At 62.3% G+C, this 15,156-nt stretch carries 13 protein-coding genes and 3 tRNA genes; 15 read left to right on the top strand and 1 reads right to left on the bottom strand.

What is annotated here, in order from left to right:
* The first annotated feature begins 3 nt into the window (after positions 1-3).
* From R5R73_RS15220 to R5R73_RS15195, 6 genes are all read left to right on the top strand, one after another.
* On the top strand, positions 4-792 hold the full coding sequence (locus R5R73_RS15220) for a slipin family protein (protein WP_322527949.1): 789 nt from the start codon (positions 4-6) through the stop codon (positions 790-792).
* Positions 793-863: 71 nt separating this feature from the next.
* On the top strand, positions 864-1,568 hold the full coding sequence (locus R5R73_RS15215; RefSeq protein WP_322527948.1) for an HAD family phosphatase: 705 nt from the start codon (positions 864-866) through the stop codon (positions 1,566-1,568).
* 231 nt (positions 1,569-1,799) lie between these two features.
* Positions 1,800-3,077 carry an Nramp family divalent metal transporter gene (locus tag R5R73_RS15210; RefSeq protein ID WP_322527947.1) on the top strand — a complete coding sequence of 426 codons (1,278 nt, stop codon included), beginning with the start codon at positions 1,800-1,802 and terminating at the stop codon, positions 3,075-3,077.
* 77 nt (positions 3,078-3,154) lie between these two features.
* Positions 3,155-3,577, top strand: a complete 423-nt coding sequence (gene mntR, locus R5R73_RS15205) for a manganese-binding transcriptional regulator MntR (protein ID WP_071230646.1) — start codon at positions 3,155-3,157, stop codon at positions 3,575-3,577.
* 435 nt (positions 3,578-4,012) lie between these two features.
* Positions 4,013-5,500: a SulP family inorganic anion transporter gene (locus tag R5R73_RS15200; protein WP_322527946.1), complete on the top strand. Its 1,488-nt coding sequence runs from the start codon at positions 4,013-4,015 to the stop codon at positions 5,498-5,500.
* Between the two features lie 67 nt (positions 5,501-5,567).
* Positions 5,568-6,428 (top strand): universal stress protein, encoded by an 861-nt coding sequence (locus tag R5R73_RS15195; protein ID WP_322527945.1) that lies wholly within the window; start codon positions 5,568-5,570, stop codon positions 6,426-6,428.
* 68 nt (positions 6,429-6,496) lie between these two features.
* Here R5R73_RS15195 and R5R73_RS15190 read toward each other — a convergent pair whose 3' ends face one another.
* Positions 6,497-7,102: a hypothetical protein gene (locus tag R5R73_RS15190; RefSeq protein WP_110630345.1), complete on the bottom strand. Its 606-nt coding sequence runs from the start codon at positions 7,100-7,102 to the stop codon at positions 6,497-6,499.
* A 368-nt stretch (positions 7,103-7,470) separates the two neighbouring features.
* Between R5R73_RS15190 and R5R73_RS15185 the strand changes: the two genes are divergently transcribed.
* The 9 genes from R5R73_RS15185 to R5R73_RS15145 all read left to right on the top strand — a co-directional run bounded on the left by R5R73_RS15185 (position 7,471) and on the right by R5R73_RS15145 (position 15,126).
* On the top strand, positions 7,471-8,001 hold the full coding sequence (locus tag R5R73_RS15185; RefSeq protein ID WP_322527944.1) for a CinA family protein: 531 nt from the start codon (positions 7,471-7,473) through the stop codon (positions 7,999-8,001).
* 179 nt (positions 8,002-8,180) lie between these two features.
* Positions 8,181-9,245 carry a recombinase RecA gene (recA, locus tag R5R73_RS15180; RefSeq protein WP_071230651.1) on the top strand — a complete coding sequence of 355 codons (1,065 nt, stop codon included), beginning with the start codon at positions 8,181-8,183 and terminating at the stop codon, positions 9,243-9,245.
* 19 nt (positions 9,246-9,264) lie between these two features.
* Entirely contained in the window at positions 9,265-9,759 is a 495-nt protein-coding gene (locus R5R73_RS15175; protein ID WP_071230652.1) for a regulatory protein RecX, read from the top strand.
* A 435-nt stretch (positions 9,760-10,194) separates the two neighbouring features.
* On the top strand, positions 10,195-12,798 hold the full coding sequence (alaS, locus tag R5R73_RS15170; protein WP_071230653.1) for an alanine--tRNA ligase: 2,604 nt from the start codon (positions 10,195-10,197) through the stop codon (positions 12,796-12,798).
* A 74-nt stretch (positions 12,799-12,872) separates the two neighbouring features.
* Positions 12,873-14,117, top strand: a complete 1,245-nt coding sequence (locus R5R73_RS15165) for an aspartate kinase (protein WP_071230654.1) — start codon at positions 12,873-12,875, stop codon at positions 14,115-14,117.
* Positions 14,118-14,346: 229 nt separating this feature from the next.
* Positions 14,347-14,544: a carbon storage regulator CsrA gene (gene csrA, locus R5R73_RS15160; RefSeq protein WP_071230655.1), complete on the top strand. Its 198-nt coding sequence runs from the start codon at positions 14,347-14,349 to the stop codon at positions 14,542-14,544.
* A gap of 217 nt (positions 14,545-14,761) precedes the next feature.
* Positions 14,762-14,854: transfer RNA gene (locus R5R73_RS15155), tRNA-Ser, on the top strand.
* Between the two features lie 71 nt (positions 14,855-14,925).
* A tRNA-Arg gene (locus tag R5R73_RS15150) sits at positions 14,926-15,002 on the top strand.
* A 47-nt stretch (positions 15,003-15,049) separates the two neighbouring features.
* Positions 15,050-15,126 (top strand) — tRNA-Arg (locus R5R73_RS15145).
* The last annotated feature ends 30 nt before the right edge of the window (positions 15,127-15,156 follow it).

The following is a 15,156-nucleotide window of genomic DNA, read 5'->3' as shown; positions in this document are numbered from 1 at the left end:
GAGATGATGTTCGCCTATCTGGTACCTGTGGTACTGCTGATCCTGCTGTTGCTGGCTTCGATCCGGATTCTGCCGGAATACCGTCGCGGCGTGGTGTTCTTCCTGGGCCGCTTTCAGGACGTCAAAGGCCCCGGTCTGTTCTTCCTGATTCCGGTGGTTCAGAAAATGGAGGTCGTGGATCTGCGCGTCATTACCATGGACGTGCCGGAGCAGGACGTCATTTCCCAGGATAACGTCACCGTTCGCGTCAACGCGGTGCTCTATTTCCGCGTCGTCGATCCGCAGAAGGCGATCATCCAGGTCGAGAATTACGTCAACGCCACCAGCCAGCTGGCCCAGACCACGCTGCGCTCGGTACTGGGCAAGCACGATCTCGACGAGATGCTCTCCGAGCGCGACAAGCTCAACGATGACATCCAGGAGATCATCGACGCCCAGACGGAGGCCTGGGGCATCAAGGTGGCCAACGTCGAGATCAAGCATGTCGATCTCGACGAAAGCATGATTCGCGCCATCGCCCGCCAGGCCGAGGCCGAACGCGAACGCCGGGCCAAGGTGATCCATGCCGAAGGCGAACAGCAGGCGGCCGAGAAGCTGGTCGAGGCGGCCGATATCATGTCGCGCAACCCGGCGGCGCTGCAGCTGCGCTACCTCCAGACCATGAGCGACATGAGCAACAAGAACGCTTCGACCATCGTCTTCCCGCTGCCGATGGACATCATGGAGGCGTTCAAGACCATGGCGGGATTCGATCCCCGAAAGTCCGACTCCAGGCCGCCGGAAGAGATCTGACTCCGGGTCACCGTGGCGGCGGGAGCGTGTATGCTTGAGATTCATTCCGCCGATAGAACAGGGAGTCTCGCTTGGCCACGTCACAACCTCCTTCGCCACACCGGCCATCCGCGCTCGCCATCTTCGATCTCGACGACACGCTGCTCGACGGCGACTGCACGCATCTGTGGCTCGAGTGGATCATCGATTGCGGCTGGGTCGAGGATGGCGAGGCGCTGCTGGCACGGATGCGCGAGCACGACAGACAGTACCACGCCGGTACGCTGAACATGACCGATCATCTGCGTTTCACGCTAGCGCCGCTGGTCGGCCGTTCCCGTCAGGTCGTGCGGGAACAGGTCGAGGCGTTCGTCGGTGCCAGGGTGCGTCCGCGCCTGATGCGGGAAGGGGTGGAACGGCTCCAGACACACAGCCGGGATGGACACGCCACGCTGGTGATTTCCGCCTCGATGCACCATCTGGTCGAGCCCATCGCGCACGCCGTCGGCGCAGACGGTGCGCTAGCCTCGCTGCCCGAGTTCGATGCCGACGATCGCTTCACCGGCGAGCCGACCGGCATCCAGACCTACCAGCGCGGCAAGCTCGAGGCGTTTGCCCAGTGGCTCGACGCTCACGACACCGGCTTCGCCGAAGGCTGGGAGACCTGGGGCTACAGCGATTCCTTCAACGACCTGCCGTTGCTCGAATTCGTCGATCATCCGCATGCCACGCAGCCGGACGAGCGCCTGCGCAAAACCGCCGAGGCGCGGGGCTGGCCGATTCTGCGGTGGCGCTAGTTTTCTTGCGACTCCAGATTGCGGCTGGAAGCCGCCTGGGCCTGCCCGTTGTCGCGACGCAGGGTCATCGGGCTTGGGTGAGATAACCATGGGAATCAATCGTCCTGATTGAAATAACTCATGACGGGACACCGTTGCGTCGTTGGTAACTGGGGTATATTTTGTCAACCAAGGTTTAACTTGATAACCAGGGGATCATCACCTTGGCGTTGACCATCTCCAGAGGCAATCGTGTCCAACTCCTTGACCCAAGCCCGTGACGAACATCTGACGGCGCCAGCAACTGCCCGGCGTCGTTCGACGCTGTCGCGCTTTCTGCCGTTCTTCGGGCCGGCAATGATCGCGGCGGTGGCCTATATCGATCCGGGCAACTTCGCCACCAACATCGAAGCCGGCTCGCGCTATGGCTACGTGCTGCTGTGGGTCGTGCTGTGGGCCAACCTGATGGCGATGGTGATCCAGACGCTGTCGGTGCGGCTGGGGCTGGCAACCGGCAAGAATCTGGCGGAGATGATTCGGGAGCGCTATCCGCGGCCGCTGGTCTGGTTCTACTGGGTCCAGGCCGAACTGGTGGCGATCGCGACGGATCTGGCCGAATTTCTGGGCGCCGCGCTGGCGTTCAACCTGCTGTTCGGCATGTCGATGCTCGAAGGGGCGCTGCTGACCGGGGCGATCACCTACGCGGCGCTCTACATGCAGCGTTTCGGCTTTCGCCTGCTCGAGATCATCATCGGCAGCATGCTGCTGGCGGTGGCTGCCGGGTTCGTCATCCAGATCGTCATGGGGCGCCCCGAGGCCGCGCCGGCGCTCGAGGGCTTGCTGCTGCCCGGGTTTCCGGATGGCTATGCGGTATTTCTCGCCGCCGGCATTCTGGGCGCGACGGTGATGCCGCACGTCATCTATCTCCACTCGTCGCTGTCGCAGCGACGCGTCGCGACCCATACCGACGAGCAGCGTCGCCGTGCCATGCGCTACTACCGGTGGGACGTGGTGATCGGCATGGGAATCGCCGGTGTCATCAACCTTTCGATGCTGGCACTGGCCGCTTCGGTCTTCTTCGGCAATGGGCGTACCGGCGTCGCTACGATCGAGCAGAGCTACCAGTTGCTGGCGCCGCTGATGAACCAGGAGCTGGCGAGCACCCTGTTCGGCTTCACGCTGCTGATGGCCGGGCTGTCCTCGTCGATCGTCGGCACCCTGGCGGGGCAGGTGGTGATGCAGGGCTTCGTTGGCTTCACCATCCCGCTGTGGCTGCGGCGCCTGATGACCATGCTGCCGGCGATCGTGGTGATCATGCTGGGATTCCCCGAGCAGCAGGTTCTCGTCGCCAGCCAGGTGGTGCTGAGCTTCGGGATCCCCTTCGCGCTGATCCCGCTGATCCACTTTACCGCCCAGCACCGTCTGATGGGCAATCTGACCAGTCGCCCCTGGGTGACCGGGCTGGGATGCGTCATTGCGGCAGTCATCATCTTGCTGAATGGTTATGTGTTGGCCTTCGAGTTGCTGTAGGCTCTCTAAGGACGCGCGCGGGCGGACTCCTGAACGACCCCCGCCGCCCATCATTTCTGCCCGTCGACGAGAACACCATGTCAGCAACGCCACGCCCACGTTATGCCCGCTTCGAGCGCACGCGTCTCGATCACCAGCAGGAGCTGGTGGAAGATTACGTGGAGGAGATCGCGCAGTTGCACCGCGACCACGGCGAGGCCCGGGCCAGCGATCTGGCCGAACGGTTCGGCGTCAGTGCCGCTGCGGTCTCCAAGGTGATCGCCCGGCTCAAGCGTGACGGTCTGGCCGAGGCGCGCCCGTATCGTGGCGTCTTTCTGACCGAGAAGGGCAGCGAACTGGCCGAGAAGGTCGAGGCGCGCCACCAGCTGGTGCTGTCGACACTGCTGGCGCTCGGTGTACCGCCCCATGTGGCCGAAGCCGATTCCGAAGGGATCGAGCACCACTGCAGCGATGCCACCGTCGAAGCCATGCAGCGCTTTCTCGAAGTGCATGATCGCTGATACGCCGATACTTTCCTGATCTGCCGATAGCCGTTCCCGGGAATTCCGTCTGGGAACCTTTCGACGTTGATGGTAGACTGCGGCGCGCTATCAGCCACGATCATTCCACGACATATTCGACAAGGTCGATTGTCATGCCAGACCGATTCGACAATGTCATCGCCAGTATGACGCCACCCTAGCGTAACGCCCCACCCCGGCGTGCCTCTTGCGCGCGCTTCGCTGTCTCCGATACCCCTGTATCGGCACGACGGCATGTTCTTGTTCGACCCATTCAAATCCAACTCTTGCCGCGACTGCGTGGCCGTCGTTCGACTGCACGCTGTATCGATCCCGTCGACGACCGGGCGATACCGGTGGCCATTCCGCTTTGGCTGACGGGCGGATCGGCGCGATCGGCAACGGCCTATCGCGGCTCATGACAGGGAACTGCCCATGTTAGAAACGATAAAACAGCACTGGTTTTCCAATATTCGCGCCGATGTGCTGGCCGGCACCGTCGTCGCGATGGCGCTGATCCCCGAGGCGATCGCCTTCTCGATTATCGCCGGCGTCGATCCCAAGATTGGTCTCTATGCATCGTTTTCCATGGCGGTGGTGATCGCTTTTGCCGGCGGTCGGCCGGGGATGATCTCTGCCGCCACCGGCGCCACGGCGCTGTTGATGGTGACCCTGGTGCGCGATCACGGTCTGGAGTACCTGCTGGCTGCAACGCTGCTGACGGGGGTAATCCAGATCGTGTTCGGCTATCTCAGGCTGGGCGAGCTGATGCGCTTTGTGTCGCGCTCGGTGGTCACCGGTTTCGTCAACGCCCTGGCCATCCTGATCTTCATGGCGCAGCTGCCGGAACTGACCGGCGTGACCTGGCATGTCTACGCGATGACGGCGGCCGGGCTCGGCATCATCTACCTGTTTCCGTACCTGCCGGTGGTCGGCAAGATGTTGCCATCGCCGCTGGTATGCATCGTGGTGCTGACGATCGTCTACATGGTCAGCGGCATGGATATCCGTACCGTGGGCGACATGGGCGAGCTGCCGGATTCCCTGCCGGTGTTTCTGTGGCCCGACGTGCCGCTCAATCTCGATACGCTGATGATCATCCTGCCGTATTCGCTGGGCATTGCCGTCGTCGGCCTGCTCGAGTCGATGATGACTGCAACGATCGTCGATGAGCTGACCGATACCTCGAGCGACAAGAACCGCGAGTGCAAGGGACAGGGCATCGCCAACATCTTCTCCGGCCTGCTCGGCGGCATGGCGGGCTGCGCGATGATCGGCCAGTCGGTGATCAACGTGAAATCCGGTGGACGCACGCGTCTCTCCACGCTGGTGGCCGGTATCTTTCTGCTGATTCTCGTCGTCTTCCTGGGCGACTGGGTCTCGCAGATTCCGATGGCCGCCCTGGTCGCGGTGATGATCATGGTTTCGATCGGGACGTTCAGTTGGGAGTCGATCGTCAACCTGCGCCGCCACCCGATGTCGACGAACATCGTCATGATCGCCACCGTCGCCGTCGTCGTCACCACTCACAACCTGGCGATCGGTGTGCTGGTCGGCGTGCTGCTGGCGTCGCTGTTTTTCGCCAACAAGGTGGGGCAGATTCTCTACATCGGGAGTCGCATGGACGATGACGGCAAGACGCGCAACTATGAGGTCGTGGGACAGGTGTTCTTCGCATCATCGACCCGCTTCAATGCCGGCTTCGATTTCAAGGAGGCGGTCGAGCGCGTCACGATCGACGTTTCCCGCGCCCACTTCTGGGATATCACGGCGGTCGAGGCGTTGGACAACGTGGTGATCAAGTTCCGCCGCGAAGGCGCCGAGGTCGAAGTGGTGGGCATGAATCAGGCCAGTGCCACTCTGGTCGATCGTTTCGGGGTGCATGACAAGCCGGATGCCGTAGAGAAGCTCATGGGTCACTGACCCCGATTATCGGGCCGAGCTGGCCCGCTTTCGATCATCAACCAAGAACGGCTGAGAGGAGAATCCCATGAGTGAACGCCAGGTTCTTGCCTGCATCGACGATTCGCGTCACGCTTTCGCGGTGTGCGCCGCGGCTTCCTGGGCCGCCGAACGGATCGGCGCCCCGCTCGAGCTGATGCACGTGCTGAGCAAGGCGCCATGTCTCGGCGCTACCGATGCCAGCGGGCAGATCGGACTCGGAAGCCGCGAGCACCTGCGCGAACAGCTGACCGAGCTCGACGAGCAGCGTGCCAGGCTGGCTCAGCAGCACGGTCGCGAATTGCTGGGAGCCGCCCGCGGCCAGGCCGAGCGCCTGGCCCCGAATACCACGGTCTCCACTGCGCTGCGTCACGGCAATCTGATCGAATCCCTGGTCGAGCGTGAGCCTCAGGCACGCCTGGTCGTGCTGGGCAAGCGCGGCGAGTCGGAGGATGAAACGCTAGAGCATCTCGGCGGCAATCTGGAGCGGGTCGTGCGCACGCTGCATACCCCGATTCTGGTGACGCCTCCGGAATTCCAGCCGCCTTCGAGACTGCTGCTGGCTTTCGACGGTGGCCGGACGACCCGCAAGGGCGTCGAGATGATCGCCGAGAGCCCGCTGCTCAACGGTCTGATCTGTCACGTGATCATGGTCGGGGCCGGTACCGACGATCAGCGAGCCCAGCTCGAGTGGGCGCTGAATCGGCTTCGCGAGGGGGAAGTCGACGCCCAGGGCACGATTCTGGCCGGCGACGTCGACGAGATGCTCGCCGACTACGCCGACCAGCATCAGATCGACCTGATGATCATGGGAGCCTACGGCCACTCGCGGATTCGCCACCTGCTGGTCGGCAGCACCACGACGGCCATGCTGCGCCATGCGCGGACGGCAACGCTCATTCTGCGTTGATATTGGTACCGCACTGACTGGGGTACCTGTAACCGACCGATCGCCACGACGCTCGTCGTGGCTTCCGATCAGACGTCGTGGCGGGAGGGCGGCGCCGGCTGATGTTGCAGAAAGCGCGACAGCCGCTCCGCCTGACTCTCGCCGACCTGACACAGCTGCCAGGCGATTTCGGCGTACTGCATGAGTGTCGGCAGCATCAGCTGCAGGCGATGTGCGTCGTTCTCGTGGCGCTGTGCCTCGGCGTCCAGCCATTCGAAGAGTTGCGCCAGGCGAGTGTAATTCACGTCACCCCGGCCGCTGTTGCCGCGCAGGGCATCGACCGCCAGACAGCGCATGACGCTGCGCTTGTTGGGATCGAGACCCTCCTTGTCCAGCAACGCTTCGGCATGCTGTACGAACTGGCTCATCAACTGGGACAGTTCGGCTGCTTCCAGCTGGCGGCGCACCGCATCCTGGCTTTCGATCAGCGCCTGCTGCTGGTGCGTCAGCCCTCTCACCAGAATCACCAGTTGCACGCAGAGCCAGCCGGCCAGTACCAGCGTCAGTAGATACAGGCCCAACGGTGCCAGCGCATCGGCCGGCAGCGGCCAGCGCAGGTCGCTGGCGAGCACGCCGCCAGCGGCCAGCGCCAGCAGCACGATGATGATCAGAGCAATGGAAATGCCAGATTTCATGCGATGTCCATAAAAGAGGGGCGTCTAGAAGAGGGCGCCTAGAAGAGAGACGTCGTCTCCATGACGCTTTATCGGCGCTGGATGGCTATCCTTGAGCATTGTCTAAAATGGGTCTTCATGCGTCCCGTATAGGGAGGCATTGCACACGTGGCCAATTCGAATGTGGGTTCATCCTCTGCATTGCACGAATGCCGATTCTCCGCATACTGAATGGCAGTTGGCTTCCTGTGGTCTTTGGGCGCTTTCATTCAGATACGATCATCCGGAGAGCGTTTCGGGAATCGTGCCGCCGATAGGACAACCATTGTCATTGACAGAAGCGTGTCGGGATTAGAAGAAGCGTGTCGGGATTAGAAGAAGGAGAGGTCATGTCACTGGAATCCACGGTGCCTTCCGAGGTCCAACTGGGGTGCGACGAGCTGTCCCGGCGTCTGGGCGAAGCCTGTCTGGCACGAGGCGTTCGGGTGACGACGGCGGAATCCTGCACCGGCGGCGGCGTCGCCAGCGCCATCACCGCGATCGCCGGTAGTTCCGCTTATTTCGAAACCGGTTACGTGACCTATTCCAATGCCGCCAAGCAGCGCCTGCTGGGAGTCTCGAACGTGACGCTGGAGACGCACGGCGCCGTCAGCGAGGCGACCGTGCGCGAAATGGTCGCTGGCGCCTGCCGTGACAGCGGCGCGGAGCTTGGCGTTGCGGTCAGCGGCATTGCCGGCCCGGAGGGGGGCAGCGCCGAGAAGCCGGTGGGTACGGTGTGGTTCGCCTGGGGCGATGAAAGAGACCAGCACGTACGCTGCCTTCGCTTGCCCGGCGATCGCCAGGGCGTGCGTGAGCTGGCCGTGTCGGTGGCATTGGCAGGATTGATAGAATCGCTGTCGCAAAGTGGCCCTGACGCATGATCCGCATCGGCGACGACACTGACGTCGCGACCGTTATCAGAACTTGATCGAAAAACTTCGAACGGGGATAGGCGCGCGACGGTTTTTTCGCCATACTACTGTCTAATCATACAGTATGTGAGCCGAGCGCCGTGACCGGCGTTGCCCCGTCTCACCCTGCGCATTCATAGGAGACGTTCATGGCACAGGACGAAAACCGCAGCAAGGCACTCAATGCGGCTCTGTCACAGATCGATCGCCAATTCGGCAAAGGCACCGTGATGCGCCTGGGTGACACCCCGCGTACCGCGATCCCGGTAGTCTCGACGGGCTCTCTGGGGCTGGATATCGCACTGGGTGTCGGTGGCCTGCCTTACGGCCGTGTCGTCGAGATCTTCGGCCCGGAATCTTCGGGCAAGACGACGCTGACGCTGTCGGTCATCGCCCAGGCGCAGAAAGACGGCAAGACCTGCGCCTTCATCGATGCCGAGCACGCGCTCGATCCCAGCTATGCCGAGAAGCTGGGCGTCAATCTCGACGACCTGCTGGTATCGCAGCCCGATACGGGCGAGCAGGCGCTGGAAATCTGCGACATGCTGGTGCGCTCGGGTGGTGTCGACGTCATCATCATCGACTCCGTGGCGGCCCTGACGCCGCGTGCCGAGATCGAAGGGGAAATGGGCGACTCCCACGTTGGTCTGCAGGCGCGTCTGATGTCACAGGCGCTGCGCAAGATCACCGGCAACATCAAGAACGCCAACTGCATGGTGGTGTTCATCAACCAGATCCGCATGAAGATCGGTGTCATGTTCGGCAGCCCGGAGACCACCACCGGTGGTAACGCGCTGAAGTTCTACTCCAGCGTGCGCCTCGATATTCGTCGCATCGGCTCGGTCAAGCAGGGCGACGAGGTCACCGGCAACGAGACCCGGGTCAAGGTGGTCAAGAACAAGGTGGCGCCCCCGTTCCGGCAGTCCGAGTTCCAGATCCTGTACGGCAAAGGCATCTACCACGCTGGCGAGGTCATCGATCTCGGCGTCCAGTGCAATCTGGTGGACAAGGCCGGTGCCTGGTACAGCTACAAGGGCAGCAAGATCGGTCAGGGCAAGGCCAATGCCGCGCAGTATCTCGAGGAGCATCCCGAGACGATGACCGAGATCGAAGACCAGATCCGGGCCCAGCTGCTCGCCACGCCGACGACGCAGGAAAAGGCGCCCGAGGCTGCCGCTGCCGAAAGCGACGACGCCAACGATTCGTTGCTGTAAGGCTTTCCGGGAGCTACGGATGTTCGGTAACGGCGGCGGCGAGCCCTCAGGCGGCGCCAGGTCCCGCGAGGTCTCCCCCCGGGACATGGCTATCCAGTATCTGGCCCGGCGCGAGTACTCTCGCGCCGAGCTGGTGAGCCGGCTGAGCGCCAAAGGCGTCGACGGCGACGATATCCATCGCGTGCTGGGTGATCTGGCCGATGAAGGTCTGCAGTCCGATGCACGCTTTGCCGAAATCTTCGTGCGCTCGCGTATCGCGCGGGGGCAGGGGCCGGTCAGGATTCGCGTCGACATGGGCCAGCGCGGCATCGCCGAATCGCTGATGATGTTGGCTCTTGAGGCGGAGTCCCCCGATTGGCGGAGCCTGGCTTGCGAAGCACTGGCCAAGCGTTTCGACGGCCCTGGCGCAACGCCACGGGAACGCGCCAAGCGCGAGCGCTTTCTGGCCGGGCGCGGCTTCGAATTCGATCAGGTTCGCCACGCCATGAGGCATGCCTGGAACGACGGAGCGTGATCTTCGGTTCCTGAAGTTCGGCCTTCTGGATCTCTTTCGCGGGGTCGCTCACAGCCTCGTGCCACTGGTTCAAAGCGGCACGATATCTCGAACGTTCCACCGCTTCTCTTCCCGCATCTGCTCTCCTCCCCACGCCATCTTCGGATGCCTCGTCTTCCGGTTTCCCGTCAGGCCGGCGAACCGTCTCCGGTACGTCTGATATCGCTTTTCCCGGCGAAACGCATCCGGTTTCTTCGGCGACTGGCAGCGAAGAGGCCGAGTTGTCGAATCCCGCCGACAGTGGCGTCGCACTCGACAGACTATCGGCCCTCCACGTTATACTAATGCGCTTTGCGATGGCCGGAGAGGTGTTGATAGCGCCTTTCCGTTGCCGGATTTTGCGTCGCCACGTGGTCTGCTAGCCGCCGTGGACGCGCCTATCGCCACGGATTGTTTATGAAAAGTGCAGATATCAGACAGGCTTTCCTGAGCTTCTTCGAGGAGCGCGGACACACCATCGTGCCTTCCGCCTCCCTGGTGCCGGAAAACGACCCGACGCTTCTCTTCACCAACGCTGGCATGGTGCCGTTCAAGGATGTGTTCCTTGGTCGGGATCCGCGTCCTTACGTGCGTGCCACGTCGGCACAGCGCTGCGTGCGCGCCGGCGGCAAGCACAACGACCTGGACAACGTCGGCTACACTGCCCGCCATCACACCTTCTTCGAGATGATGGGCAACTTCAGCTTCGGCGACTATTTCAAGGCCGATGCCATCCGTTATGCCTGGACGTTCATCACCGAAGTGCTGGGTTTGCCCCAGGACAAGCTCTGGGTCACCGTCCATATCAGCGACGATGAAGCGGCCAGAATCTGGATCGAAGACATCGGCGTCGATCCGGCGCGTCTGTCGCGTCTGGACGAAGACAACTTCTGGCAGATGGGCGACACCGGCCCTTGCGGACCCTGCTCGGAAATCTTCTACGATCACGGTCCCGAAGTCTGGGGTGGCCCGCCGGGCAGCCCGGAAGAGGACGGCGATCGCTATATCGAAGTGTGGAACCTGGTTTTCATGCAGTTCGACCGTGACGCCTCCGGCAAGATGACGCCGCTACCCAAGCCGTCGATCGATACCGGCATGGGCCTGGAGCGCATGGCGGCGGTGATGCAGGGCGTGCACTCCAACTACGAAATCGATCTGTTCCGGAACCTGTTGAAGGCCGCGGCCGAGCTGACCGGCCACGGCGATATCAAGACGCCTTCGCTGCGCGTCATCGCCGACCATATCCGCTCCTGCGCCTTCCTGATCGTCGACGGCGTGCTGCCGTCCAACGAAGGGCGCGGCTACGTGCTGCGTCGCATCATTCGCCGTGCGATACGCCATGGTCACAAGCTGGGCGCCAGCGAGCCGTTCTTCCACAAGCTGGTCGCGGCGCTGGATGCCGAGATGGGCGAGGCCTATCCCGAACTCCATCAGGCTCGCGATCAGATCGAACGCGTGCTGCTAAAGGAAGAGCAGCAGTTTGCGCGTACCCTCGATCACGGCATGGGGCTGCTCGAAGAGGCGCTTTCCGCGCTGGAAGGCAATGTCCTGGCGGGCGAGACGATCTTCAAGCTCTACGATACCTACGGCTTCCCCTACGACCTGACCGCGGACGTCTGCCGCGAGCGTGGTGTCACGCTCGACGAGGCCGGCTTCGAGCGTGAGCTGGAGGCGCAGCGTCAGCGCGCGCGGGCCGCCAGCCAGTTCGGCGGCGACTACGGTGCCGCGCTCGAACTCGAAGGCAGCACCGAGTTTACCGGTTACGACCGTCTCGAGGATTCGTCGACGGTAACGGCGATCGTCGATGAAGAGGGCAATGCCCTCGACGCGCTCGAGGCGGGCCAGAAGGGCGTCGTGGTGCTGGATCGCACGCCGTTTTACGGCGAGTCCGGCGGCCAGGTGGGGGATACCGGCTATCTGCAGGCCGGTGGCGGCCGTTTCCAGGTCACCGATACCCGCAAGCAGGCCGGACATCATCTCCACGAAGGCATCATGATCGACGGCCGTTTGGCCGTGGGCGAGGTACTCACGCCCCAGGTGGACGCCACGCTGCGTCAGGCCACCATGCGCAACCATTCGGCCACTCACCTGCTTCACGAGGCGCTGCGCCTGACGCTCGGCGACCACGTGCAGCAGAAGGGCTCGCTGGTCAGCGCCGAGCGGCTGCGTTTCGATTTCAGCCATTTCGAACCGGTCACGCCGGAACAGCTGGCGCAGATCGAGCGTATCGTCAATGCTCAGGTGCTGGCCAACGCGCCGACGCAGACCGAATTGATGACGCTCGACGAGGCCAAGGCCAAAGGGGCCCGCGCGCTGTTCGAAGCCAAGTACTTGGATAGCGTGCGCGTACTGACGATCGGCAGCGACGACTTCTCGATCGAGCTCTGCGGCGGCACGCATGTGGCGCGCAGCGGCGATATCGGGCCTTTCCATATCGTCTCGGAGTCGGGCACGGCCGCTGGGGTGCGCCGCATCGAGGCGGTCACCGGCGAGGGCGCTCTGGCCTGGTTCGATGCCCAGTCGCGGGAGCTCAATGCGGTCGGCGAACGGCTGAAAGCCAAGCCGGAGCAGGTCGTGGAACGCCTGGATGCCGTGCTCGAGCGTCAACGCTCGCTGGAAAAGGAGCTCGAGCGACTCAAGGCCAAGCTGGCGAGCGCGGCAGGCAACGACCTGCTGGCCGAAGCACAGGACGTTGCCGGGGTTCGGGTACTGGCAACGCAGGTCGAGGGAATCTCGGGCAAGGAGCTGCGGAGCCTGCACGATCAACTCAAGCAGAAGCTGGGCTCGGGAGTCCTGGTGCTGGCGACGGCTCAGGATGGCAAGGTCAGCCTGATTGCCGGCGTGACCGACGACCTGACCGCCAAGGTCAAGGCCGGCGAGCTGGTCAATCACGTCGCTGCGCAGGTGGGCGGCAAGGGCGGCGGGCGAGCCGACATGGCGCAGGCCGGCGGTAGCGATCCGGCCCAGTTGCCGGCTGCGTTGAAAGCTGTGCAAGACTGGGTTGCCGCGAAGCTGGGCTGAGCGCAGCCGAGCTAAATGCATTCACGGCCGGCGCCAGCGCCGGCCGACAACGCTAGGGAGCGATAAGCAGACTCATGGCGCTATACGTACAAAAGTTTGGAGGTACATCGGTCGGCTCGGTCGAGCGGATCAAGGCGGTAGCCGAGAAGGTCAAGCGGGACCGCGACGCGGGGCATCAGGTCGTGGTTGTGGTGTCGGCAATGAGCGGCGAGACCAACCGGCTCATCGAACTGGCCAGCCAGATCAACGAGGACCCGACGCCTCGCGAGATGGACATGCTGGTCTCGACCGGGGAGCAGGTCACCATTTCGCTGCTGGCCATGGCCTTGCATCAGCTGGGCGTGCCGGCGACCTCCTATACCGGTGCTCAGGTAGGAATCCGTACCGACAGCGCGCACACCAAGGCGCGGATCCAGCGCATCGAGACCGATGAGATTCAGGACGATCTGAACGATGGTCAGGTCGTCGTCGTCGCGGGTTTCCAGGGCGTCGACGAGGAAGGCAACATCACCACGCTGGGGCGCGGCGGTTCGGACACGACCGGTGTCGCCCTGGCCGCGGCCCTGAATGCCGATGAGTGCCAGATCTACACTGACGTCGACGGCGTCTACACCACGGACCCCCGTGTCTGCTCCAAGGCTCAGCGCCTGGAGAAGATTACGGTCGAGGAGATGCTGGAACTCGCCAGCCTGGGCTCCAAGGTGTTGCAGATCCGCGCCGTGGAGTTCGCCGGCAAATACAACGTACCGTTACGCGTGCTTTCGAGTTTCGAGGAAGGACCGGGCACGCTGATCGTGGCAGACGAGGAATTCGAATCGATGGAAGAACCGCTCATTTCCGGTATCGCCTTCACGGCGAACGAAGCCAAGCTGACCCTGCTCAATACTCCTGATGTGCCCGGCGTGGCCTCGCGCATCCTGGGGCCGATCGCCGATGCCAATATCGAAGTCGACATGATCGTGCAGAACGTGGCCCCGGCTGGCGACTACACCGATTTCACCTTCACCGTGGCCAAGGGCGACTACAAGCAGACCATGCGGATTCTGCAGAATGACGTCATCCCGGCGCTCGGCGGAGGGGAGCTGCGTGGTGACGAAAACATCGCCAAGGTCTCGCTGGTCGGTGTCGGCATGCGTTCTCACGCTGGCGTCGCGTCCAGGATGTTCCGGGTGCTCTCCGAAGAGAACATCAACATCCGCATGGTATCGACATCCGAGATCAAGATCTCCGTGGTGATCGACGAAAAGGCAATGGAACTTGCCGTGCGCGCATTGCACACCGCTTTTGGCCTCGATAAAGACAGTATTCAGAGCGAATAGCTGAATAACACCTTCAACAATGTCTCAGGCGTTCTACGCTAAGGGTGAGTTGGAAGGAAGTGAAAGGAACATGCGTTCTTTCAACGTTGCCGCGGGTTTGCATGGAACGGCGTCATTGGCCTGAAGGCCCGTATGACGCATAATCGCTTCTCGGGTGGCAGGCTTGCCTCGCGGAAGCCCGAGAATGTGACCCGAGAATGGAAGAAGGCCCTGAGAAGGAGATCAGATAATGCTCATCCTGACCCGTCGCGTGGGAGAGACTCTCATGATCGGCGACGACATTACCGTCACGGTTCTGGGAGTGAAAGGGAATCAGGTGCGTATCGGCGTGAATGCGCCCAAGGATGTGGCCGTCCACCGTGAAGAGATCTATCAGCGCATTCAGCGCGAGAAATCCGAAAACGAAGACGGCGATCCTGGCGCGTGAGTGCTGGATAGGCGCTTTGGTTCCGTCTGGGCTGGTGAAGTCGTCCCCTTTATCGGCTCGGGCTACCCCTGAAGACCTTCTTCGTCCACAGGTATCAGCCTTCTATACTTGGCTTTCTGGTAACTTCTTCATCCTCTAAGGTTTTTTTCGAAAAAAGTTTGTCTGTTGGCTGGACAACACTCATCGGAATCGGTAATCTACGCGCCGTGCTGATCGGGGAGAGGTGGCCGAGTGGCTGAAGGCGCTCCCCTGCTAAGGGAGTATAGGGTTTATAGCCCTATCGAGGGTTCGAATCCCTCCCTCTCCGCCATTTCCGGGAAATCGGAAACCGCGATCAACACAGTGTGAAGAAAGACAGTGTAAAAGAAGTTAGTGGATCAAGCGCCCGTAGCTCAGCTGGATAGAGTACCTGACTACGAATCAGGTGGTCGGAGGTTCGAATCCTCCCGGGCGCGCCACTCACTGAAGTCGGGTAAACCGACATTGCTGCTTCACAAGATTTCAAGCGCCCGTAGCTCAGCTGGATAGAGTACCTGACTACGAATCAGGTGGTCGGAGGTTCGAATCCTCCCGGGCGCGCCATATAGACGAAAACCCCCGCACTCATGTTCT

The organism is Salinicola sp. LHM, assembly GCF_034479735.1.
GTDB classification, from domain to species: domain Bacteria; phylum Pseudomonadota; class Gammaproteobacteria; order Pseudomonadales; family Halomonadaceae; genus Salinicola; species Salinicola salarius.
This window is presented reverse-complemented; position numbering and strand designations above follow the sequence as displayed.